Genomic DNA, 24,669 nt, shown 5'->3' with positions numbered 1-24,669 from the left:
GTATGAACTCCTGATTACACGGATTTTCAGGGATTGGGGAGGATTATGATATGATTTTTTTGAAGTAATCCGGTTATTTATTTTCGGTCTTTCAAGGTTTATGTCTGAATTACCTCCCCTCAATTTTGATACGATTTGGGATATTCTCAATGATAAGATTGATGATTTAACGGTTAATCGCTTGGTTTGGCATTCTTTAGGGTATCGTTATGAGGAAATGACTCAAGTTTGGAATACGGATGCTGTTGATCCGCTGTGGCGGGACGAGTATCCAGAACCCCCGGATTTTATCGCCAGCCGACCGGCAACTGTTAAACTCACTCGTTCTATTCCTAAAGAAAATAAGCAACTGCTGAAGGAAAAGTTGGGGTTTTCGGGTTACAAGGTGGGTGAGTTGGTTCCCCGCTTAACCCGTCGCGCTACGATGGCGAATTGGTTATTAAGTTATTTAGAATCTCAGCCCTGATTGGGGGCGTCAAGTCTTTCTCTGGCTATTTTGGTTAACCCGTTGATTTAGGATTGATGATTAGTAAGGGGCCATTCCTCCCTCAATCTAGCCGGATTGAGGTTTTATAATTTTAATCCAAAAATTGCAAGTTGTCAATCTGTTTAATTATAAAATTAAACCGGAGGTAAATCTGCTGGAATTCTGATTGACGGCATTGGGTCGAGATGCTTAATATTAAGGGAAGGTAAAAACTGTAAACAAATATTAAGTTTATGAATGGCTCGGGGGTGGAGCCTGCTGTGATGGCACCCTGGTTGGATGAAAGAATGAAAACTCCTATAGAGACTGCAATGCAATCAACATTTCCGAAAAGACTTCTAATATCTGTCGCTGCCTTTTTCGTCGCTGTATCAGTTTGGGCGATCGCCCCGATTCCGGCTCAAGCTTATGACAATCCTGAGTTACTGCCGGAGATCCAAACCCCCATTATTGACCTCGCCAACTCCCTGACGAGCGTCCAGGAAGAGAACTTAGTCCAAGAGTTAGAGAATTTTGAAGCGGAAACCGGCTGGAAACTGAGGGTCCTGACCCAATACGATCGCACCCCGGGTCGGGCGGTTAAGGATTATTGGGACCTCAACGATAAGAGCGTCCTGCTGATTGCGGACCCTCGGGGGGGCAACCTCTTGGGATTCAATGTGGGGGATGAGCTCTACCCCTTACTCCCGAGAACCTTCTGGATCGAATTACAAACCCGGTACGGCAATCAATTTTTCGTGCGGGAGAATGGAGAGGACCAAGCAATTCTGAGCGCATTAAATAGCGTGGAAAATTGTCTGCGCCAAGGGGGATGCCTGGTGGTCCCCGGGTTGCCGAGGGAGCAATGGATCCTGACCCTGATTACCTCAACGTTGGGAGGCGTCATCTTTGGATTTGCCGCACATCCGAGGAAAGATCGACAAGCGTTTTCCTGGCAATGGGCCTTAATGTTTTCACCCCTATGGGGAATTTTATTTATTGCCTTTGGTTTGGGACCAGTGATCTCGCGGACCAGTGATTTTTTACCCTTACTGCGGAATATCCTCGGGTTTCTACTCGGTGCACTGGTTGCTTATTTAACGCCGATTATCAATGGGTCCTCGACTTCTGAAACTTAGGAAGTGGGTAGAGTTTTAGATCCGCAGCAGAAGAAACCGGGTTTCATCCCCCTGGCTTTGTTGGTACTCAGCACAGAGTGGGTCAAGACACCCGGTTTCTGCTCACTACGGTAGCGCCAGAACCTAGAATCAGTAAGGACTCGGCTGATTTGTCGGGTAATTTATTGCCATTGTCTGGGTTCTTCCCAACCGGGTTGGTAGTGACGCAATAAGCTGGTATCCAGGTTGGGTCCCTCGGAGTCGATCGCGAAGGTAATGGTGGGGTCTGGATGACCCGTCAGGGTTCGCAACAGATCGCCGGTGTCCACATTCCAGAGTTTAATGGTTTTTTCCAGGCTGCCACTGGCGAGGGTTTTGCCATCGTGACTGAGGGTGACGCCGCGAACGATGCCGGAATGAGCGGCGATCGCCCGAATCAAACAGCCGGATTCTAAATTCCAAATTTTAATGGTCCCATCCTGAGAACCACTGATTAACAATTGACCGTTGGGACTAATCGCCAGAGAAATTGCCACATCGGTATCAATATTAAAGGAGCGAATTAAAGCCCCAGTTTGGAGATTCCACAGATTAAGCTTTTTATCAATGCCTCCGGTGGCGAGTATGGTCCCATCAGGACTGAGGGAAATCGGGCGAACGGTTCCAGAATGACCACTGAGGGTCCGCAACCGTTGCCCTTGGAGGAGGTCCCAAATCTCGATAGTCCCATCGTAGCCGCCACTGACCAAAATTTTGCTATCTTCACTAATGGCAATGGCACTGACTCCGCTGGTATGTCCAGCTAGGGTGCGAATAAAATCCCCGCGACCCCGTTGCCACAGATTCAATTTTTTTTCTGTACTGCCACTGGCGAGAGATTGTCCCGCTTGACCCCCAGCGATGGGATAAAAGGACCAAGAATGTCCACAGAGGGCTTGAGTAATTTCGCGATCGCGCAGTTTCCAGAGTTTAATCGTACCATCGTAACTGCTGCTGGCAACGAGACCCCCATCGGCACTGATGGCAACGGGATAGACATAGTTGGAGGTGCCCGTGAGGATGCGTAACCATTCCGTAGAAACCGGGATAGAGCTCAGGGATTCCAGATAGAGATTCAGTCCACCCATATAAAAGAGGTCATTGAGGCAGAGGCGGGCGCGACCCTCGCTCATGGCGATTAAATGGGTGGGTAAAAATCCAGCTAAAATCGGGTGATATTCGGACTGGGACGGGGGAATCGGTTCGGGAATCAGGACAAAAATGATGGCCGATTGGTGCTTAATTTGGGAGAGTTCCAGATCCCAGACTAAGGGGGAAGTGGAACCCCAAATGGCCTGAACGGAAAGGGTGATCGCGGGATTCGCTTTGAGGGTAAAATCGCCCGGACTTGGGGATTGGGGCGGCTGATCTGGGTCAATTCGAGTCACCCGGTGATCTAAATAGGTGGCGACAGCTTCGACCCCTAGCTGATGGCGGAGGCGATCGCGAAACCGTTCCGAGATGGGGGTCGGGGATTGAGTCCAAGACAGTCTCTGTTCACAGGCGGAAAGAATTGCCCGGAAGCGTTCACCGGCGATCGTCACCTGTTCGCCATGCAAACCCGGAGACTGGCAATGCAGCAGTTCGGCACTCTGGTGATTGAGCCGTTTAATAAAATCCGCCTGTTGAAATTTTAGGGGGGTTGTCCAGTCCATTGGTTGCTGTTATCGTTCTTCCCAAGATTGTACATGGATTGTCTGAGTGGACCTGTGGCGACGGCCTAATCGGCGATCGCTTCGGAAACAAAGCACCCTAGAAATATGAACCCACAATCACCCACAGTCGATCTGTAACGGATAACTTCCTCGCTTACATCCAATCTAAACTATAAAATCTATACCAAAAAACCGGGTTTCTGGCTCCAATCTTCGATCTTAACCGAGATGAGTGTCAAGAAACCCGATTTTGAGAAACGGTGTTTCCTAGAATCAAACACCGCAAATTTTCCGGGGAGTCCCTAATCTAAATGTTCTTCATCCATCTCCTCTAGGGCGAGGGGTTCATTCCCTGGAGAACGGAGATTCTCCAACATTGTTTGGATTTCTAGGGGCGGGGGCGGCGTCAGGCGAGAGACAATCAAAGTCACCGCAAAATTAATGATCATGCCAATGGTCCCGATGCCTTCAGCGGAAATGCCAAATAACCAGGGTTCCATCCCGTAGAAATTCACCGCGATAATATAGTAGGCCGTGAACGCCAAGCCCGCAACCATCCCAGCAATGGCTCCTTCTCGATTGGTTCGGCCATCAAAGATGCCTAAAATAATCACGGGGAAAAAGCTGGCGGCGGCTAACCCAAAGGCAAACGCCACCACCTGGGCCACAAATCCTGGCGGGTTGATCCCGAAGTATCCGGCAATGGCAATGGCAAATCCCACCATAATCCGTCCCACCATCACCCGCTTGGTTTCCGAGGCGCGGGGATTGATTAGGCGGTAATAAATATCATGGGCAACGGAACTAGAAATTACCAACAATAAACCGGATGCGGTAGACAAGGCAGCGGCTAATCCTCCGGCAGCAACGAGGCCCACAACCCAGGGGGCCAGACTCGCAACTTCGGGAGTGGATAAGACGATGATATCCCGGTCAATGTTAATTTCATTCGTGTCCGGGTCTGGGGTCAGTTCCAAGACTCCATCAGCGTTTTTATCCTCAAAGGTTAACAGTCCGGTGTTTTCCCATTTGGTCGCCCAATCGAGTTGGCGGACCTGTTCGATGGTTTGCCCGTTTAAGTTGTTAATTAAGTTATAGCGGGCAAAGGTGGATAAGGCGGGGGCGGTGGTATAGAGAATGGCGATAAACAATAGGGCCCACCCTGCGGAGTAACGGGCGGCGCGAATATTGGTGACAGTATAAAATCTGACGATGACATGGGGCAACCCAGCGGTTCCCACCATCAGGGCGATGGTGATGAACAGGACATCCAGCATGGACTTTTCGGTAAAGGGTTGGGTATATTCGGCAAATCCGAGGTCTAGCTGAATTTGGTTGAGTTGGGGAACGATATCGCTGAAGGTAAAGGCAAGTTGGGGGATGGGGTTGCCGGTGAGTTGAAAGGACAGGGCGATCGCCGGGATCAAGTAGGCGACAATTAATACGGTATATTGGGCGACTTGGGTCCAGGTAATCCCTTTCATGCCTCCCAAGACGGCAAAAAAGCCGACAATAATCATGCCGATGATCACGCCTTGGTTGATATCGACTTGCAGGAATCGGCTGAAGACGATGCCGACGCCGCGCATCTGTCCGGCAACATAAGTGAGGGAAATGAAGATGGCGGCGACGACGGCGACTAGGCGGGCGGTGGTGGAGTAGTAGCGATCGCCCACAAAATCCGGGACGGTGTATTTTCCAAATTTCCGCAGATAGGGGGCTAAAAGCAGGGCGAGGAGAACATACCCTCCGGTCCATCCCATCAGATAAATGGATCCGTCATACCCAAGGACGGAGATCAGTCCTGCCATTGAGATAAAGGAGGCGGCAGACATCCAGTCGGCAGCGGTGGCGGCCCCATTGGCGACTGCGGGAATCCCCTGTCCGGCAACGAAGAATCCTTTACTATCTCGCACCCGCGATCGCCAGCCGATATAGGTGTACATAATAAAGGAGAGAATGACCAGGATCGTTGTCCATGCTTCTACTGACATCAGTTAGTCTCTCCGATTGCTGTCGTTGTATTTGCGATCGAGTTTATCCATTTGAATGGCATAGATAAAAATCAGGACCACGAAAATATAAATGGATCCTTGCTGGGCCATCCAAAAGCCGAAAGGTAACCCTCCAATCCGAATCAGGTTGAGGGGTTGCACGAATAAAATGCTGCACCCAATGGAGACAACCCCCCAGACAATCAGCAGATTGCGGATTAAAGCTTTGTTGGCCCGCCAATAAGCGTGACGATCTTCGTTGTTCATGATTTTTTATCCATGAGAGTTTTGGGAAAGAAGTTTAATCAGCATACAGTGGGATGCTTTGGCTACGCTAGAGGGAAAGATATTTTTCCCTGGGCAAAAAATAGCGTCCCTTTAGCGATCGCCTCTTGAGTAGAAGTGTGAGATATTATTGCTACAGATACCGATACAAATTTTTTATGGGGATCGCTGATCCCAAGTGAGGGGAAATCCTGGCGATCGCCTCACTCTGAGTCATTTTCGGCTGAGGCGCTACATAGGCCGATTCTTGATCCCCAGGGTTAAATCACGATGGTAATTTCTTTTTTAGGGTTCTACATCAGGGCCGGGTTTCGCAACTATTCTTGTCCTGTGCTCGTCCGGTGAAATTCCCCCCAAGAGAGAATTTTTTTCGGCTTTTTGTGGGTGAGTCCCCTGCATCTGTGCCGATTGAGGTAGAGTAGGAGGAGTCGTTGGTTAATCCGCTATTCCTATCAGGGGAGATTGTCCGCTTGTGATTTGTATCACACCTATGGTCAGAACTCAAACGCTATAAACCTTAGAGGACAGTCATTTAAAAATTTATTACGGAAGCCGTCCAAAAGTTTATGAAGAAATATTGCAGTTGCTTGATTTAACTGTTAAAGTATGCTCAAGGGCGACTTAAGTCCATACTCGTATCTAGGAGGCCAGCCCACCATGTACAAGAACCCAACGGATACAGTTCGGGACTAAGAATTAGGACCGAGGGGGAAATGGAACCGTGCTACCGCGTACCATTCAACATCAAAATGCGCGAAGGCGGATTGTCAATTTCAATCATCCTTGTGGATTGGGTTTCCCAAGCAGAATTGGCATCTGAGGCGTTGACTCCATCACCCTGATTAGGCTTTGAAGTATTTTCACCCGGCATTTTGTGGAAGGGGTCAGCAATTGTATAACATACCCATTCTGAACCCCCTACATTGAAATCGCTGATGCTACTGACTGCATTTAACTTATCCTTCTGATCGCCAAAACGGGTGACTCTGTGAAGTGCCGAAAAATATCAACAGACTTGGCATGGAATGGGTAGAGGGATAAGACCTCAACTATGGAGGCTTCATTTATGAACATTCAAGACAAGACGGCACTCATTACTGGCGCGTCCCGTGGAATTGGGCGGGCGATCGCCCTGGAGTTGGCACATCAAGGCATGAAACGGATCATAATCGTGGCCCGCGATCGCGACAAATTGGCGGAAGTGGAGGCGGAGATTGCTGCGATTGGAGTAGAGGTCGTGAGTCTCCCTTTAGATCTCACGCGACCTGTGGAAGTAGACATCGCGATCGCCAAAGCGTGGAAGCATCAGGGTCCAATTCACCTCTTGGTCAATTGTGCGGGGGTCGCACATCAGACCCCATTCTTGCAATCGAAATTTCCAAAAATTCAGGAAGAACTTTCCCTGAATATTATGGGAATGTATGAAATCACGCGCATGGTTGCCAAACGGATGGCAGCAAGGCAGGAAGGCACAATCGTCAACGTTTCCAGCTTAATGGGCAAAGTGGCCGCACCCACGATGTCCACCTATTCGGCAACGAAGTTCGCCATCCTCGGCTTCACCCAAGCCTTGCGGGGGGAACTCGCGGAACATAATATCAAAGTGGTCGCACTTCTGCCCACTTTGACCGATACCGACATGGCGAAAAACTTAGAATTGTTTCGCTGGGTTGTGCCGATGACACCGCAGCAGGTAGCAAAGGCACTGGTATCGGGACTCAACAAAGACTCCTCGGAGATCTTAGTGGGATGGCAAAGTCATTTAGCGGTTTTGTGCCAACGGATTGCACCCTGGCTATTGGATAAAATGCTATTGATGGCTTCCCCTTTATCTGGGGATTTGGTCAAGCGCAATGATCGCCGGAATCAAGCCAGCGATCGCCTTCTTAGGGAAGCTGCTGCCGCATCCCGTTAAGGGGTTTGTGAAAAACTAGGTTAGCACTATCGAGTAGGGGCGAGAAAGCGAATCGCCCCTACATTTGGCGTGAATTCTCAAAATGCTTAAGTCCTGTTCGGGAAACAGGGGCTAATCAAGTTTAGCATAATCGATTCAATCCGACGCATCTTACCAAAGGCATAAAAGAGCGAGTTTGGCCGCCCCGTGGCACTCTAGCCGCCCCCAAATTGCTCCCTGTCTTGATTCCGTGGCTTGTTGACCCGGGACACCTGGGAATTTTATGTCCGTAAATTTATAAAAAATGAATTCATTGATACAATAATCCGACGACTCATGCTAGACTCATACCAATTGGAGAATAAATTCACCGGGTAACCGAGTCAAAAGCATCAGCCAACTGTTTCGGCTGACCCGGGATCCAAATGCTCTATGCTGGGGCAATTATTTTTTTACGTTTCCAATTTCCAATATCTTCATTCCAGAAGAATTTAATTTTTTTGGAATGATTGTAATGACCGCTCATCATCTGTACAATACAAACCCAATAAACATTATTCGTCTAGCGGCGAGGAGGTTGATCCCATGTTAAATGCACAACACAATTCTAAGGGAAACTTCATGGTGGTTGATTTGGCTGAGGGAGTTTTAGTTGGTTCTCTCATGCCGAAAGATAACCTCCCCGCATTGCGATCAGGATTTGCTGGCTATCCGGCAAACCCCCGATGGAATGTGATTAAATATCGGGCCTGGAAAATGGGACGGCAGTTGCGGCAGTCTCTGGATGAAGGGGATTTGGTGGTCCGTTCCACGGATTTCATGTTAGTTCCGGCGCAAGAGAGTTCGGCAACTCAAATTGGGAAGGCGAAGCAACAAAGCGATCGCTTTCTAACAACTCCAATGGTCCTGGCTTAAGCTAAATTCATGAATTCAGAATCTTTCCCTAGAAGGAGCGATCGCTGTTCAGGCGATCGCTCCTTCTCATTTTATCCCAGCTTTTAACCCTGGGCTGTAATGCGATCGATTAAGGTTTGTTTTACCTGTTCCGCATTTTCATTCTCAACTTGACAAGTGCCTGCATTGGCATGACCCCCACCGCCATATTCCAACATCAATGCACCAATATTTAGATTCGAGGTGCGGTTCAAAATCGACTTACCCACGGCAAACACCGTATTTTGTTGTTTGAGTCCCCAGAGAACGTGCATGGAGATATTGCAGTCTGGATAAAGGGCATAGATGGTAAACCGATTCCCCGCATAAATGGTCTCTTCATCGCGCAAATCCAGAACCACTAGATTGCTATAAACCGTGGCACAGTCTTTCAGTTGCTGATTAAATTTATCTTGGTGTTCAAAGTACAGGTCAGACCGTTCTTTGACATCAGGAAGCTGCAAAATTTCCTCAATGCTATGATTTCTACAGTAATCAATTAATTCCATCATTAATTGATAGTTAGAAATGCGGAACTCTTTAAATCTTCCTAAGCCGGTTCGCGCATCCATCAGAAAGCTTAAGAGGACCCATCCTTGGGGGTCTAAAATTTCAGAACGCTCAAATTGAGCCGAATCTGACTTATCCACCGCTTCCATCATTTCGGTGGAAATGGTGGGAAATTTTTCCGGTCCGCCAAAGTAGTTGTACACGACTCGGGCGGCAGAGGGAGCCTTGGGATCGATAATATAGTTATCGTGAGCGTCTTGATTGCGGATGGTTTCGCTTTCGTGGTGATCGAAGACTAAATGAGCGGTTTTGACGTAAGGTAAATTGGTGGTAATATCCCGATCGCTGATTTCAATTTTGCCATCCTGCATATCTTTCGGATGGACGAATTTAATCTCATCGATGAGATTCAGTTCCTTTAACAGAACAGCACAGACCAACCCATCAAAATCACTACGGGTTACTAATCGGTACTTGTGGTCGTTACTTGACATATTTTCCCCAGTTGAAGCAGTATCGGTTTATTTTCGCTATGTTTCTCTATTGAAACCGATCTGTTCTCTGCTGTCTAGGATGCAGGGACTTCATGGGTTAGAAACCGGGTTTCTTATCCCAATTTTTGCCAATTATCACCCATTTGGGTCAGAAACCCGGTTTCTTGTCCCCTAGACTGTCTGAGGCGATCGCATCTTCATTCCGACCCATGCCACCCCGCCACAAGTTGACCATCCGGTCTAATCCGCCAGTCGCGAGGGTCAGTCCATCAGGATACCAGGCGATCGCCTGCGCCCAATCTGAGTCGGAGGAAATAAACCCCATCACCTCTCCTGTTTGCAGATTCCAGAAGCGAATTCCATCCCGAGATGCACTGGCAAACAGTTGACCATTCGGGTTAATTTTCAGCGACTTAATCCAACTGGGATGATCCACCAGGGTGTAAAGCAGTTCTCGGTCAACTAAATCCCAACATTTAATCGTGGCATCAAAACTACCGGAAATTAAACGATTGCCATCGGGGGTAAAATCTAAGGTGGTAATTCCGCGATCGTGTTGAAATGAAGTCGGGAGGGGATTGCCGACAATGGCGGTTCCTTTACCAGGAATTACCGGCCATAAAATAATATTACCCTGATGAGTTCCTGCGGCAATTAATTGTCCATCTCCGCGAAAAGCTACGGAATAAATGGGTTGTAAATTTAATAAGACCTGGATCAGTTGGCGATTTTCCAAATCCCAGAAGCGAATTCCATCTAAACCCCCACTGACTAAATTTCGGCCATCAGGGGAAATTGCCAAGGAGAGTACATTACTTCTATGTTCTAAAAATTGATGTAATAATTCACCTTTTTGGACATCCCAGACTTCGATCGCCCCGCCATCTGCGGAACTCACGAGGGTATTTCCATCAGGAGAAAAAGTCAGGGCAAGAACTCTATTTTGATAGGTTTTCCAGTGGCGAATCCGTTTTTCTTGTTGTAAATCCCAGATTTCAATTCTCGGATCATTTCTGCCTCCGCCTAGGGCAATAAAGCGGCCATCGGGACTAAAGGCCAGGGATTGAATCGTGGCGGATTCCCCTTCGATCGCCAACAATAATTCTGGATTGGTCCAAGTCGGGGCGATGGGGCGATCGCCTTGTCCTTGAAACGCTGAATTAGACCCTGTACCCTGGGATAATGGGGATTCTACAGCAAGGTCAGATATCCGGGGTTGAGGCGTCGCCAGAGTGACTTCCCCTAGGGAAAACAGGGCAGTTCCCAGCAGCAAGGGGAGGGTAGGAAGATAGGCAAGTAACCCAGCAATTAAACCCCGGGTTAGGACCGGGTTCTTTAATCTGAATCTCTCCATTCAGTTCACCAATAATCGATTCAGAACTTATAACTTAACCGTATTAATTAAAACACTACCCCGGTCATCGGATCCCAGATTTAGACTAGAAATCAGTCCTGATGATGATGACAGTCTGGCTGAAGATTAGGGCAAATCGTATGAGCAACTTGGTCCTCTGTGGGGTGTTCTTGCCATCCCTTAAGGATGCCTTTCAACTCGGAACGCAGAGTTTCTAAAGACCGAATTTGTTCATCAATAGCCGCAACTTTGGCCTCTAAATGCTGCCGAACTTCTCCACAAGGCAACTCGCCGCGATCGTGAACCTGCAAAATCTCTTTGATTTCCGTCAGACTTAATCCCAAAGATTGCGATCGCTTAATAAAGGCCAGCCGATTGAGAACCGTAGAATCAAAGATTCGATAACCCGAATCTGCCCGTTCTACGGTGGGTTCTAACAGACCAATTTCTTCATAGTAGCGAATCGTCTTCACTGGCAATCCCGAAGTTGCAGACACTTCGCCAATTTTTAGGGATTTTTCACCTACCAAAGTTTCCATCATCTTGCGGTTGAGGGGAACAGGATCACGGCCCCCGAAGGGTTATTGCGGGGGATATTTTTTAGAAGTCATCAATAAGGGGAGGGGTTGACGAGAAGAAGCCGGGGGGAGATAATGTTCCGGCACTCGTTCGAGATCTAAAGGCTGACTGCGCTGGAGTTGCCACCATCGTAAAGCCAAGGCCACGCTGACCAGGACGATGCCAAAACTAAACAGCGAAACGCTTTGGTCAATTCCTCCGAGGGCTGCATCGACGGCACCCACGATCACGATAAAGCTAGTAATAGGTTCTTGACGGTAGGCCGACTTTAGAAATCTAATCAATCCAGGATTCATCATAGTTACTGTTTTTTCTGCGCGGGTAATTTTTCTTTATGGTTAAGATTTAAAGTTGACCCCCAAGTTTAGGGCGAGGGCAATCCTCCCTCCCCTTGTTATTGTAACGTTTCAAGGGTTCATTGTACTCTACCGTTTAGAGGGTTTTGCTCAAAAAGGCGATCGCCTCTAAAAGCAATCGGTGGGTGGAATGGTCAGTCCAATGGGGTCAATCTACCTACAGATGGTTTCTGCCCCTAGGGAGCCAATTCCGGAGTTCTTTCAATTCCCCTGGGAGGTTTTAAACCCCAGTCGATTCCCCACTTGGAAGTCCCGGGGACGGGTGAGAATTGCCCACCCGCCCGCTTTCAGGAGATGACCTAATTGAGGCCCAACCAGGACAGCAGACCTTGTCCCGTGAGGTATTCGATCAGCAGAGTCAGGGCAAAACCAATCATCGCCGCCCGACCATTCAAGCGTTCAGCATACTTATTGAAGCCAAATTTTGGTTCTTCCAGCTTCGGGGTAACGGTAGGTCCGATAGGTTGGGGTTCTGTCATGGTGAGTCGGTTAATTTACAATTCTTAACGATTTATCATCTTCTATTGTAGGGACGCGGACTCATTCGTCAACAACAATCCTTCTAAAATTTCCTAAATTAAGGTATCACAACAGAACCACAAGAGGTTATTCATGGAAATTGGCGTCCCAAAAGAAACAAAAGATCGGGAATATCGGGTGGGGTTGAGTCCGAGTAGCGTCAGAGTCCTTACGGAACAGGGACATTCCGTGTTTATCGAAACCCATGCCGGGGTCGGTTCAGGATTCAGCGATCAAGAGTATCTGCATAGTGGGGGAAAAATTGTCCCCACGGCGAAAGAGGCATGGAGTCGGGAATTGGTGGTGAAGGTGAAAGAACCCTTACCGGGGGAATATGGGTATTTGCACAAAGAGCAACTGCTGTTTACCTACCTCCATTTAGCCGCCGATCGCCAATTAACCGAGACTCTGATGGAATCGGGCGTCTGTGCGATCGCCTATGAAACCGTCGAACTTCCAGATAAACGACTCCCCCTACTTACCCCCATGAGCATTATCGCCGGTCGTCTCTCCGTGCAGTTTGGCGCGAGATACCTCGAACGGCAACAAGGGGGACGGGGAGTGCTGTTGGGAGGCGTTCCTGGGGTCAAACCGGGTCATGTGGTCATCTTAGGCGGGGGTATTGTCGGGACAGAAGCAGCAAGGATGGCAGTCGGAATGGGCGCGCGAGTGCAAATTTTGGATATCAACGTCGATCGCCTCGCCTATCTGGAAACCTTGTTTGGGTCCCGGGTCGAACTGCTGTATAGTGAGTCCTTACAAATCGAGGCAGCCGTTCCCAATGCCGACTTACTGATTGGTGCCGTCCTCGTTCCCGGACGTCGTGCGCCGATTTTAGTCCCGCGTCAGTTGGTGGAAACCATGCGTCCCGGGTCAGTGATTATTGATGTGGCAGTGGATCAAGGCGGTTGTGTGGAAACCATGCGTCCCACTTCCCATACAAATCCTACTTATATTGAAGCCGGAGTTGTGCATTATGGCGTACCCAATATGCCCGGGGCCGTCCCTTGGACTGCCACGCAAGCCCTTAACAATAGTACCTTACCTTATGTGGTGAAATTAGCCAATAATGGCGTAAAAGCCTTAACATTTGATGCAGCTTTATCTAAGGGTCTGAACGTGAAAAACCATCAACTGTTGCATCCTGATGTTCAGCGTGATTTCCCCGATTTAGTGCCTTAGAAATCATCCCAGGACTGAGGTCATTTTTAATATTAGACCCTAAATGTAGAGGCGATGTGCGAATCGCCTCTACATTTAGCTTAGATTTTAAAATTTGTGGAAGTCTTAATCAGAAAAATCTGGATGATTTGTAGGGAGTCCTTTAGCAAAGAGGGTGAGAACCTTTAAATACGGTAGAAACCATGAAAACTTTTCTCGAAACTGACCGTTTAATCCTGCGTTATTTTAATGATAGTGATGTTAATCACCTTTTAGAATTAGACAGTGACCCGGCGGTGATGCGCTACATTAATGGCGGAATTCCCAGTAATTTAGCGGACATTGAAGCAGGGTTAGGCAAAATTTTAGACTATTATGAAAATTATGAAAACTTTGGGTTTTGGGCGACTCATGAGAAAGCTACCGGCGAATTTATTGGCTGGTTTCACTTTTACCCTGCCATCACCAGTTCCTTTGGGGTAGCGGCGAATCTCGTTCGAGAGGGGGAGATTACCCTGGGATATCGCTTGCGGCAGTCAAGTTGGGGGAAAGGATATGGCACTGAAGGGGGGCGATCGCTTCGAGATAAAGGGTTTAATGAGTGGGGGGTAACCAGAATCATTGCTTGGGCATTACAAGCCAATCAAGCCTCGATTCGAGTCATGGAAAAAGTTGGGTTACAATTTGAATGTGATTATCACTTGAAGCCTGAGCAGTTACCAGCCTTAAAACAACCCGAGGAACGGCTGATTCTCAAGTATGGGTGTGATAACCTTTAAGTTTGACTGAGAAAATAACCCAAATTTAGCTAAATTTAAGGCATTATTATACCCAAGGCAGTATGGCGCAGGGGAAGGATAATTTCAAAGGTCGTGCTAACTCCCGGTTCTGAATGACAACTTAGAGTACCGTGATGCTTTTGGACAATCATTTCATAACTAATATATAGCCCTAATCCGGTCCCTTGACCTACAGGTTTTGTGGTAAAAAATGGGTCAAAAATTTTAGTTTGAACTTCCGGAGGAATACCCCCGCCATTATCGGTAATCGCAATCCGAATTTTCTGGTCTTCGACTTCACTGGTCTGGATGTGAAGCCTTCCAGAATCAGCCGGTGCATGGGCTTCGATCGCATCAATCGCATTGGTGAGGAGATTCATAAACACTTGATTGAGTTCCCCCGCCAAACATTCTACTGGAGGGAGTTGACTATAGTCTTTGATGACTTCAATCCGGGGTGGTGAAGATTCAGAACCCTGGATGCGATGTTGGAGAATCAGCAGGGTACTTTCCAATCCTTCGTGAATATCGACCGCTTTCAACTGAGCTTCATCTAAGCGGGAAAAATTCCGGAGACTCAAGACAATCCGCTGGATGCGATCGGCCCCTGATTTCATAGAATTCAGGAGTTTAAATAAATCTTTTTTAACAAAGGGTAAATCAATCTGAGTTTCCAGTTCTACAATCTCAGGGTCGGGTTCTTGATATTTTTCCTGATAGAGGGATAATAAGTCTAAGATATCTTGAAAGTAGTCTGTAGCGGGAGAGAGATTGCTATAAATAAAACTGACAGGATTATTGATTTCATGGGCAATGCCTGCGACTAACTGCCCCAAACTAATCATTTTTTCATTGTGAATCAATTGGCCTTGGGTTTGCTTGACTTGACGTAAGGCATTGGAGAGAGACTCGGCTTTTTCTGTTAAATGAATCTCTTGGCGCATGAGTTGTTCGTTCGCTTGGGAGAGTTGCTGGGTGCGTTCGATGACCCTATATTCTAGTTCGGCTTTGGCTTGTTTTAAGCCTTCTAAAGCGTGGCGACGTTCTTGGAGGACGGCAATGAGAACCAGAGTGGTGACTGAGATGACGCCAATAAAGGATTCTAAGAAGAGGAGAGAGGCGTTGAGATTATCTCGGACAAAGGAACTGCGATTGAGAATGGTTCCGGCGATCGCCATTAATCCCGTCAAGGCGATCGCTAACGTGGTCCAGCGTTCCGAAAAGCGAAATGCCGCCCAACCTAACAAGGGAATCATTAAATATTCTACGGGATATGCGTACCAAAAGGCTAAACTAACCACGCCATCAAAGAGGAAAAACCAGCTCAAACTTTCGAGACGTAGAGAGTGCAATTCCTGTCCCACAATTTTTCGCAAGTGAGAAAAAATTCGAGTTTCCTTTCTCTGTTGCCAAATTGGACTTAAAAAGTGATGCCAACTCAACAAAACCGGGGTAAAAATGAGCACACCGGCCAGATTAGACACCCACCAAGTCACCCAAGACTGTGCAAAATTCGACCAATCTACCCATTGCGCCACACAAAGGGCCAAAATGCCCAGGGTGGCACTGATGGTTTGAGCGGCGATCGCCCCACAACCGACAAAAATAAACACCTCATTGACGCGATGAAACGGATAGCGGGTGTGAGTTAAGCGGCGAATTAAACCCGCCCCCCATAGAGGCGTCAGGGTATTTCCCACCGCAGTGACTGCCGCGATTGCCAGACTAACTAAGGAGGGGTCCACCACCACTGAAATGCCAAAAGAACCCAAAGTAATACTGGGCCAAATCCGGTTTCCCCAGATCAGAACTGCCGCCAAACCCACCCCTGCGGGAATCCAAACCGCTGTAACACCTCCGGGGAGAACCGCTAACTTGAGTCCCAGGATGCCTAAAACACAGTAAACAAAGGCGATCGCACCAATTAATCCGACATTTTGCCGCAACTGAACCTGGCCTAAACTTCTCTTCATCTGACACTCCGTAGGGGATTTTATCATCAAAGAATCATTACTAAACGCCTATTCTTTTGACCATTTCTGATAGTGCTAAGTCTGAATTAGCCGGAAATTACCTGGAGTTTTCTGCCCTAGTTCTTGAGTCTAGTTCAAGGGTGACCTCTTCATACACTTCAGCAAACGACCCGGTTAAATTTAAACTTTTAAGCGTAAATGTTGCTGTAGTGGAAGTATAAGTTTGAAATAGCCATCCCCCTTCCTCAGTTTTTCGGAAAACTTCCACTCGTTGATGTTTTGTATTGACCAAAACATACTCTTCCAGACTGCTTATGGTTTGGTAATCGTTGAATTTGTCCCCTCGGTCAAAAGCTTCGGTACTCGGAGAAAGCACTTCGATAATCAATTTAGGAAAGCGTTTATAGGTAGAAGTTTCTCGGTCTATAGGATCACAAGTAACCATTAAATCAGGATAATAAAAGCAATTACGTGGTTCGATATAAACTTTAACATCCGCAATATACAAGCGGCAACCTGTACCTCGAAGGTGGCTACGAATGAGCGCAAACAAATTTCCAGCGATCGTATTATGGGTGTCTGTTGTGCCTGCCATTGCTAGAACTTTTCCATCGATATATTCATGTTTGATGGGGCTTTTAATTTCCCGTTCTAGGTATTGTTCTGGGCTGATAAAATCAGCAAATTCAGAAAGAGCTATCATGTTTAGGGTTCCTCAAAATCACGTTATTGTCGAAGCGGATTTGGAACGAGTCACGCTAAAACTGGCAATAGTCCAATCCGCAGCTAACCGGCTATTTGGATCATAACAGGGGAGCGGCGGTAATCAAACAGGGGATTCATCAAACTGATCCGTCCTGTTTCTGAGGGGATAAGTTATGGTAAATGCCTGGTTTTGTTCTCTTGGTGCAATTATCCCGAGGCATTGAGGAGTGATCCTGGGCTTGTGGTGAAACCCTCGGGTTTGATAACGGACCGGATTGAGGGACTTGTTCTGAACCCTGAGTTTTCTGTTATCCTCGATTAAAACTTCCTGAAAACTGCCTACGGAATTCAAGTCAAATCCAGAAACAGTTTCCTCGCGAAAATTCTGATCTAACCCATTCGGTGCGATCGCCTAAATTTCCTGACTCGCAAAATGTTAAGTTTTGGTAATTTTAGGGCCAGCTCAGTGAATTAGCCTGAACTGGATTGTATGATTAGAGATAGGCCATTTCAATTTGGCTTTGTCCCTTAACCGCATAAAGGTTAAGTCAAATAAAAGGGGGTTTACCAGGCTTATACGTTAAACCAAACACTTGCAAATGATGGACAAAAAACATCTTGAAACCATAAAGATTAAAGAGTTTTCCCTGGGGAAACAGTCTTTTCAAGAAGGTCAAGAAAGCGTTGCGAGGCTCCCGGTTCGACGTTATCGGAGTCCTAAATCAGTTCGGGTAGGGATCCATTTTCAAATTTTTGTAGTGCCGCAGATCGTTAGCCATGCCGCAGGTTTTGCGCCTTGCTCCCTGGCTGTGTTACCAATCATTTAGGATACTTCGCTCTCGAAATCCCTATCGGATCTAATAGAGTTCTTGCTATTTTCCTCCCGATTCTCATTGAGCTTTCATATCCTGAATTTATACCTATAAAAACTCATAACTAAAGAACCATTAAAATCATGAAGATACTCGACACTTTACCCGGCTATCAAATTTATGAAACCTTGTATAAAGGTACAAAAACCCTAGTGTATCGGGGGATCAGGCTTAGTGATCAACAACCCGTTGTGATCAAAGTTTTACGAAATGAACACCCCAATTTCTATGAAGTGGTTCAGTTTCGGAATCAATATATTATTGCCAAAAACCTTAACTATCCTGGGATTATTAAACCTCTTTCCCTAGAAGTCTATCGAAATAGCTATGCTTTAGTGATGGAAGACTTTGGGGGGGTGTCTTTAGCTCATTATTTCCACCGAGCCAACGAGAACAATACCTTATCTCAACCTTTAACTTTATTAGAAATTGTCAAGATTGCTCTTAAAGTCACAGAAGTGATTCATAATTTACATCAAAATCAAGTTATTCATAAAGACATTAAACCCGCTAATATTTTAATTAATCGAAAAACCCAAGAAGTTAAATTGATTGATTTTAGCATTTCTTCGCTGTTGCCTAGAGAAATCCAGCAAATCGAAAACAGCAATGAGTTAGAAGGAACCCTCGCCTATCTATCGCCGGAACAAACGGGCAGAATGAATCGAGGGATAGACTATCGGAGTGACTTTTATTCTTGGGGAGTCACCTGTTATGAACTCTTCACCGGACAATTACCCTTTATTTCAGAAGATGCGATCGAGTTGGTCCATTGTCATCTAGCGAAACCCCCAATTCCCATCCATAAAATTAATCCAAGCATTCCTCTACCTTTATCTAAAATTGTCATGAAGATGATGGAGAAAAATGCAGAAGACCGATATCAGAGTGCATTAGGAATCAAGCATGATTTAGAGATTTGTTTAGCGCAATTAGAACAAACGGGTCAGATTCAGGATTTTGAAATTGGCGAGCAAGACATCAGCGATCGCTTTATGATTCCCGAAAAACTCTACGGCAGAGAAGCCGAAGTCACTCAACTTTTAAATGCCTTTGAGAGAGCCAGCCAGGGGGCCAGCGAAATGATGCTCGTCGCTGGATTTTCGGGGATAGGCAAAACCGCAGTCATTCATGAAGTTCATAAACCCATTGTTCGGAAACGGGGTTATTTTATCCAGGGAAAATATGAGCAATTTAACCGCAACATTCCGTTTGGGGCTTTTGTGCAAGCCTTTCAAGACTTAATTGAGCAGTTGCTATCGGAATCCGATACTCAACTGCAAACCTGGAAAACAAAACTGCTGGAAGCCGTGGGGGAAAATGGCCAAGTTTTAATTGAGGTAATTCCGGAGTTAGAAAACATCATCGGCAAACAGCGATCGGCCCCAGAATTATCAGGAACTGCCGCCCAAAATCGTTTTAATCTGCTCTTTCAAAAATTTGTCCAAGTCTTCACCCATCAAGACCATCCGCTCGTGATATTTTTAGATGACTTGCAATGGGCGGATTCTGCCTCGATTAATTTGCTAAAAATCTTGATGCAAGAGGGTGGATATTTATTAGTCTTGGGGGCTTACCGGGATAATGAGGTGTCTCCCATCCATCCTTTTATCTTAGCGGTGGATGAAATGGTGAAAAATGGAGACCAGGTCAATACAATTACCTTGTCCGCCTTAAGCCAAAATCACCTCAATCAGTTGGTATCAGAAACCTTAAATTCCCCGTTATCTATAACGGAATCTTTAACCGAATTAATTTATCAAAAAACTCAAGGTAATCCTTTCTTTGCCACGCGGTTCCTCAATGCCTTGTATGAAGATAATCTGATTACCTTGAAGCGCCATCACTCTCCCCTGAATTCAGGAAAAATTCAAGGGGGGTGGCAGTGCGATATGGCCCAAGTCAAAGCCCTAGCTATTACGGATGACGTGGTAGAGTTTATGGCATTGCAATTACAAAAGTTGCCGAGAGAAACCCAGGAAATTCTCAAACTAGCGGCTTGTATTGGAGCAGAGTTTGATTTGAATACCTTAGCCATTGTCAGTGAAAACTCCCAGGGGATGACGGCAACGGCTTTATGGCAAGCCTTGCAGAAAGGGTTGGTAATTCCCACCACAAAAATTTATAAGTTGTTTACTGAATCTGAGACTGAGGAAGTGGTCCAGGCTTCAGCCAATCCCACTTATCGATTTTTACATGATCGGGTTCAACAAGCCAGCTATTCCCTGATTCCTGAACCGCAAAAAAAGCAGATCCATTATCAGATTGGTAAACTCCTGCAACAAAACTTGTCGGAGGTAGAAAAAGAGGAGAACCTGTTTGATATTGTCGGGCATTTTAATTTAGGCCAAGAGTTAATCACTCTACCCCAGGAACGGGAAGGGTTAGTCCGCCTTAACTTGGCCGCTGCCCAAAAAGCTAGAAATTCCACAGCCTATTCCGCCGCAAAAACTTTTGTGCAAATTGGATTAGACTTGCTGGATGATAACTGTTGGCAAAGTCAGTATGAATTAACTCTAATCTGTTATGTAAATGCGGCAGAAATCGCTTATCTAAATGCGAATTTTGATGAGCTGGATTATTTTGGAGAACAGGTTTTAAAATGCGCGAGAACTTTACTCGATCAGGTGAAGATTTATCAAATTCAAATCAGCGCTAGGACTACCCAGAATCGGATGTTAGAGGCGATCGCGATCGGTCAAAAGGCGCTCAAACAATTGGGGGTGGAGTTCTCCTCTGAACCGGATCAAGCCTTGACCGACGAAGCGCTCAAAACCTTAGCGGTGCAACTTCAGGATACCCAGATTGAGGAGTTGGTTAATCTGCCGGTGATCAAGGATCCTCAGACGATCGCCGCAATGGAACTGTTAGCCTTATTATTTCCGCCGGTTTATCAAGCCAGTCCCGGGTTACAACCGCTGTTATGTTCCACCATTGTGAGTCTATCCCTAAAATTTGGAAATGCACCTGCATCAACCATTGGCTATGCCAGTTATGGCATGGTGCTCTGTGCTTTTTTGGGCGAGGTAGAAACAGGCTATCGATTTGGGTGTCTAGCACTAAGTTTACTGGAGCGGTTAAATGTGCGGGAATTCAAGCCGATGACTTTACTATGGTTTGGATTTTTTATCCAACATCGTTATGAAAATTTAAGAGCCACTCTCCCCAAGGTGAAAGAAGGTTATTTGGCGGGTATGGAAATCGGCGATTTTTTGACGGGTGGTTATAATATTGCAGTTTATTTTTATAATAATTTCTTCGCGGGGGTCGGACTGGAAAATTTGGAGGCAGAAATAGAGAATTACTGTGGGGTTTTAACTAAAGCCAAGCAGAATTCTCCCGTACTTTACCTCAAGATGACCCAACAGATGCTTCATAATTTGATGGGAACCGCCCCGCAAAAAGAGCTATTAATTGGAAACTTCTACAATGAGACCGTGATGATTAGCCAGTATCAGAAAGATAATGAAATCTCAGGCTTGGCTTATCTCTATACCTACAAGCTCATTCTGGATTATCTATTTCATCAGCCACAAAATGCCCTCACCTATATGGCCGAAGCTAACCAAGCTTTGCAAGCGGTTTTCGGCTCAATTCACACCCCTATTTTCCATTTTTATGCGGCGCTCATCTATTTAGCAGTAAGCAATACTCAGTCCGGAACTGAGCAAGCTAATACGCTCAAACTCTTAGCCAATCATCAAACCATTCTTGAGGAATGGGCGCATTATGCCCCCATGAATTACGGCCATAAGCTTAGTTTAGTCGAGGCAGAAAAATGTCGAGTATTAGGGAAAAAGTCCGAAGCGATAGACCTGTATGATCAGGCAATTGCTGGGGCTAAACAACATGAATATCTCCAAGAAGAAGCTTTAGCTAATGAACTGGCTGCTGAATTTTACCTAGGGTGGGGTAAAGAAAAAGTGGCCGCAAGTTATATTCAAGAAGCTTACTATTGTTATGCTCAATGGAGAGCTACAGCCAAGGTGGCTGATTTAGCACAACGTTATCCTGAATTCCTCTCGCCGCTTTTAGAACAACCGCACCAGACTGGCTTTGTGCCAGAACCCACTAAGGCAGAAATTATTCTATCTCAACATACCTCTAGCCGGATATCGGAGGCCCTAGATTTGGCAACCTTAGTCAAAGCCTCTCAAGCCATTTCTAGTGAAATGCAACTGGATAAACTTTTAACCGTTATCTTAGAAATTATCATTGCCAATGCGGGGGCAAATAAGGGGGTTCTGCTTCTTAAACAAGACCTGGATTTACAGGTAAGAGCTTTGATAGAATTTGGAAAATCTCCTGAAATTCTCTCTTCAATTCCTCTGGAATGCAGTTTAGATGTTCCGATTACTTTAGTGAATAGGGTCAAGCGGACTTTAAAACCTTTGGTCCTGGCCGATGCCCGCATTAATCCTCGGTTTATGGCGGATAGTTATATTCAAAAATACCAGCCGAAAAGTGTGCTTTGTAGTCCGCTGATTAATCAAGGACAGTTGTTTGGAGTTTTATATCTGGAAAATCATCTGACGGTGGGTGCATTTACGAGCGATCGCGTCGAAGTCCTCAGTCTAATTTGTGCTCAAGCTGCTATTTCTTTAGAAAATGCCCGTCTCTATCAAACCGCCCAACAAGCCTTAACTGAACTGAAAGAAGCACAACTCCAAATTGTCCAAAGCGAAAAAATGTCAGCCCTAGGAAACCTCGTTTCCGGCATCGCCCACGAAATCAATAATCCTGTTAACTTCTTAAGCGGAAATATTAATCCAGCCTTAGATTACATTACTGATTTATTCGATTTGCTCGCGTTATTTCAAGAAAAATATCCCAACTTAGACCCAGAACTTCAAAATAAAATAGAAGAAATTGAGCTAGATTATATTCAAGAAGACTTACCAAAATTAATCGATTCTATGCAGGAAGGCGTCAAGCGGATTAACGATATTAGTAATAGCCTGAGAACCTTCTCTCGTGCTGATACCGATCGCCCCGTAGCCTGCAATATTCACCACGGACTCGATAGTACCATTATGCTGCTCAAACATCGCCTTAAATCTAATGAAAATCGCCCGGAAATTAAAATCATCAAAGACTATAGTGATTTGCCGATGATCGAATGCTATGCGGGCCAACTCAATCAAGTTTTTATGAATCTTTTGAGCAATGCGATCGATGCCTTGGAAGAATCCAATCAAGGATGTGAGTATGGAGAAATTAATAATCAAATTATTGTCAAAACCGAGCTCTCCCGTGACCAACAACAGGTGATTATTCGGATTCAAGACAATGGAGTGGGAATGAGTGAAACGTTGCAAGCCAAAATTTTTGAGCATCTATTTACGACCAAAGAGGTGGGGAAAGGGACCGGATTAGGATTGGCGATCGCCCGCCAGATTATCGTAGAAAAACACTCCGGTTCCCTAGAGGTCCATTCAACTTTAGGCCAAGGAACAGAATTTACAATTTCCCTTCCCTATTCTCCTCAATCTAAGCAATAGTAAGGTTAAATTCGAGGACAAACTGCTCCTAAACCCATGAAAAACCGCAATTGAATTCAAAACAAAACCTGAAATCAACTCTCTTCTAAATCTGACTCAACCTTCACATCTTCCGATGAAAACTCAACTCTATCATACAAATCAAGCAGTTGTAAAGAGAAGTCAAAGGATTGAAATGAGACCGTTGCTTCTAAACCATCATACTCGCGGAACAACCAAGCCTGACCTTCAGTTTTGGTGTAATGTTCAATATGGGCGGTGTATTGGTCAATCAACAAATACTCGCTAAAACTGGGGATACTCCGATAAGCTGCAAATTTGTCATCTTTATCGTAACTGCGAGTGGACTGGGATAAAACTTCGGCAATGACAATCGGATTGGTCACCGTATCTTTGCGCCCTTCCTGCAATTCTACCGGCTGACCCCCAACCATCACATCCGGATAAGTATAAATTCGCCGGTCCGGAATCCATAGGCGTTGATCCGCGATAAAGACCCTATAGGGTTGGCGTCGCAAGGCAAAATTTAAGGACCCCGCTAAATTCAAGGTAATTTGATTGTGATTGGGAGTACCACCGGGCATCAGAACAAGTTCTCCATTGCGATATTCATGACGGTCCTGGGAGGCAATTTCTTGGGTTAAATATTCATCAACCGTATAGGTGCGTTGGCTGAGGGTGGAAGTCATAGCAACTCGCAGGTTAAGTTTGGTTTTATTCTAACCCAAATTATTCAAGGTTAGAGTTGGGGAGGAATTGAGAGTTAGCTGTAACAGGTTTTGCGTTTTCCTCCTCCCTGATCTGAGGATCAGCCTTCGGTTTTTTTCTGGGAGGCGATGTGCCCTCGAACTCGTTCTCTAAATCTTCGTTCTGCCTCCATTTCATCCTGCTGGGCTTGTTCTAAGAATTCATATAAATACTCTTTTTCAACCCAGGTAAAGGTAGGAGAGCGATCGCATTCCTGATAAATGCCTTCAATCAATTGATAAATTTTCAATTCCCGGCCATTGTAGCGCCAAAATTCCGGCACTCCCATCGCAGCATAAAGCCGATTTTTGTCGATATCCGTATGGGTTATATCGACTTCTACCACCAAATCGGGGGGTGGATCGGCGGTAAAATCTACGGTCCGCCCTGCGACTTGAGATTGATGTTGAATATAATAGGCACAATCGGGTTCTGAACCGCGATCTAACTCTTCTCGATCCATCGTGGTAGACCCCATTGTTTTAATCTTCAGCCCCATCTCAAAGATGAGAATAATGATAAAGCGTTCAATCAGTCGGAGGGCAAATTCGTGACTTTCTAAAGGCATAGTAATTTCTAAAATACCGCGATCATAAGTCAGACGGGCGGAACGACTTTGGGGTAAAGCATGAAGAATCTGCTGATAAGCTTGCCAAGTTAAGCCTCGCAGGGAGACGCGCTTTTCCCCGAGCAAATTGCGATAATTTTGAGGTGCTGTGACAATCATCTTAATTA

General features: G+C 46.0%; 19 protein-coding genes. 7 read left to right on the top strand and 12 right to left on the bottom strand.

The genetic code is table 11. The features are described from left to right. The first annotated feature begins 100 nt into the window (after nucleotides 1-100). On the top strand, nucleotides 101-466 hold the full coding sequence (locus NG795_RS06550; RefSeq protein ID WP_367287854.1) for a DUF1823 family protein: 366 nt from the start codon (nucleotides 101-103) through the stop codon (nucleotides 464-466). Between the two features lie 332 nt (nucleotides 467-798). Then, nucleotides 799-1,605: a TPM domain-containing protein gene (locus NG795_RS06545; protein ID WP_367287853.1), complete on the top strand. Its 807-nt coding sequence runs from the start codon at nucleotides 799-801 to the stop codon at nucleotides 1,603-1,605. A 161-nt stretch (nucleotides 1,606-1,766) separates the two neighbouring features. On the opposite strand, the gene NG795_RS06540 is transcribed toward NG795_RS06545, so the two are convergent. The 3 genes from NG795_RS06540 to NG795_RS06530 all read right to left on the bottom strand — a co-directional run bounded on the left by NG795_RS06540 (nucleotide 1,767) and on the right by NG795_RS06530 (nucleotide 5,539). After that, nucleotides 1,767-3,278, bottom strand: a complete 1,512-nt coding sequence (locus tag NG795_RS06540) for a WD40 repeat domain-containing protein (protein ID WP_367287852.1) — start codon at nucleotides 3,276-3,278, stop codon at nucleotides 1,767-1,769. A 302-nt stretch (nucleotides 3,279-3,580) separates the two neighbouring features. Beyond that, a complete protein-coding gene (locus NG795_RS06535) occupies nucleotides 3,581-5,272 on the bottom strand; it encodes a sodium:solute symporter family protein (RefSeq protein ID WP_367287851.1) in 1,692 nt (563 codons plus the stop codon). Between the two features lie 3 nt (nucleotides 5,273-5,275). Then, nucleotides 5,276-5,539: a DUF4212 domain-containing protein gene (locus tag NG795_RS06530; RefSeq protein WP_367287850.1), complete on the bottom strand. Its 264-nt coding sequence runs from the start codon at nucleotides 5,537-5,539 to the stop codon at nucleotides 5,276-5,278. 1,084 nt (nucleotides 5,540-6,623) lie between these two features. Here NG795_RS06530 and NG795_RS06525 point away from each other — a divergent pair. Next, nucleotides 6,624-7,472, top strand: coding sequence for an SDR family NAD(P)-dependent oxidoreductase (locus NG795_RS06525; protein WP_367287849.1), 849 nt, complete (start codon nucleotides 6,624-6,626; stop codon nucleotides 7,470-7,472). A gap of 564 nt (nucleotides 7,473-8,036) precedes the next feature. Continuing rightward, nucleotides 8,037-8,366, top strand: coding sequence for a hypothetical protein (locus tag NG795_RS06520; protein WP_367287848.1), 330 nt, complete (start codon nucleotides 8,037-8,039; stop codon nucleotides 8,364-8,366). An 83-nt stretch (nucleotides 8,367-8,449) separates the two neighbouring features. Here NG795_RS06520 and NG795_RS06515 read toward each other — a convergent pair whose 3' ends face one another. From NG795_RS06515 to NG795_RS06495, 5 genes are all read right to left on the bottom strand, one after another. Further along, entirely contained in the window at nucleotides 8,450-9,388 is a 939-nt protein-coding gene (locus tag NG795_RS06515; protein ID WP_367287847.1) for an exopolyphosphatase, read from the bottom strand. 148 nt (nucleotides 9,389-9,536) lie between these two features. Further along, nucleotides 9,537-10,742 carry a WD40 repeat domain-containing protein gene (locus tag NG795_RS06510; RefSeq protein WP_367287846.1) on the bottom strand — a complete coding sequence of 402 codons (1,206 nt, stop codon included), beginning with the start codon at nucleotides 10,740-10,742 and terminating at the stop codon, nucleotides 9,537-9,539. A 92-nt stretch (nucleotides 10,743-10,834) separates the two neighbouring features. After that, a complete protein-coding gene (locus NG795_RS06505; RefSeq protein WP_367287845.1) occupies nucleotides 10,835-11,284 on the bottom strand; it encodes a heavy metal-responsive transcriptional regulator in 450 nt (149 codons plus the stop codon). Between the two features lie 39 nt (nucleotides 11,285-11,323). Further along, nucleotides 11,324-11,620, bottom strand: coding sequence for a hypothetical protein (locus NG795_RS06500; protein WP_435388801.1), 297 nt, complete (start codon nucleotides 11,618-11,620; stop codon nucleotides 11,324-11,326). Between the two features lie 356 nt (nucleotides 11,621-11,976). Further along, complete coding sequence (locus NG795_RS06495; protein ID WP_367287844.1) at nucleotides 11,977-12,156, bottom strand: CAB/ELIP/HLIP family chlorophyll-binding protein; 180 nt, start codon at nucleotides 12,154-12,156, stop codon at nucleotides 11,977-11,979. Between the two features lie 133 nt (nucleotides 12,157-12,289). On the opposite strand from NG795_RS06495, the gene ald reads away from it, so the two are divergent. After that, nucleotides 12,290-13,378, top strand: a complete 1,089-nt coding sequence (gene ald / locus NG795_RS06490) for an alanine dehydrogenase (RefSeq protein ID WP_367287843.1) — start codon at nucleotides 12,290-12,292, stop codon at nucleotides 13,376-13,378. Nucleotides 13,379-13,560: 182 nt separating this feature from the next. Continuing rightward, a complete protein-coding gene (locus tag NG795_RS06485; protein WP_367287842.1) occupies nucleotides 13,561-14,136 on the top strand; it encodes a GNAT family N-acetyltransferase in 576 nt (191 codons plus the stop codon). A gap of 35 nt (nucleotides 14,137-14,171) precedes the next feature. Here the strand turns inward: NG795_RS06485 and NG795_RS06480 are convergent, their stop codons facing one another. Both NG795_RS06480 and NG795_RS06475 read right to left on the bottom strand, forming a co-directional pair. Continuing rightward, nucleotides 14,172-16,109 (bottom strand): sensor histidine kinase, encoded by a 1,938-nt coding sequence (locus NG795_RS06480; protein ID WP_367287841.1) that lies wholly within the window; start codon nucleotides 16,107-16,109, stop codon nucleotides 14,172-14,174. A 97-nt stretch (nucleotides 16,110-16,206) separates the two neighbouring features. Next, complete coding sequence (locus NG795_RS06475; RefSeq protein WP_367287840.1) at nucleotides 16,207-16,812, bottom strand: Uma2 family endonuclease; 606 nt, start codon at nucleotides 16,810-16,812, stop codon at nucleotides 16,207-16,209. Between the two features lie 957 nt (nucleotides 16,813-17,769). Here NG795_RS06475 and NG795_RS06470 point away from each other — a divergent pair. Continuing rightward, on the top strand, nucleotides 17,770-23,187 hold the full coding sequence (locus NG795_RS06470) for a trifunctional serine/threonine-protein kinase/ATP-binding protein/sensor histidine kinase (protein WP_367287839.1): 5,418 nt from the start codon (nucleotides 17,770-17,772) through the stop codon (nucleotides 23,185-23,187). 74 nt (nucleotides 23,188-23,261) lie between these two features. Here the strand turns inward: NG795_RS06470 and NG795_RS06465 are convergent, their stop codons facing one another. Both NG795_RS06465 and NG795_RS06460 read right to left on the bottom strand, forming a co-directional pair. Further along, complete coding sequence (locus tag NG795_RS06465) at nucleotides 23,262-23,876, bottom strand: Uma2 family endonuclease (protein WP_367287838.1); 615 nt, start codon at nucleotides 23,874-23,876, stop codon at nucleotides 23,262-23,264. 119 nt (nucleotides 23,877-23,995) lie between these two features. Beyond that, the gene (locus tag NG795_RS06460; RefSeq protein WP_367287837.1) at nucleotides 23,996-24,661 is read right to left on the bottom strand and encodes a Uma2 family endonuclease; all 666 of its coding nucleotides are present in this window, start codon (nucleotides 24,659-24,661) and stop codon (nucleotides 23,996-23,998) included. Between the last annotated feature and the right edge of the window lie 8 nt (nucleotides 24,662-24,669).

The organism is Laspinema palackyanum D2c (assembly GCF_025370875.1).
GTDB classification, from domain to species: domain Bacteria; phylum Cyanobacteriota; class Cyanobacteriia; order Cyanobacteriales; family Laspinemataceae; genus Laspinema; species Laspinema palackyanum.
Note: the sequence above shows the minus strand (reverse complement) of the source record. Positions and strands in the feature narration are given on the sequence as shown.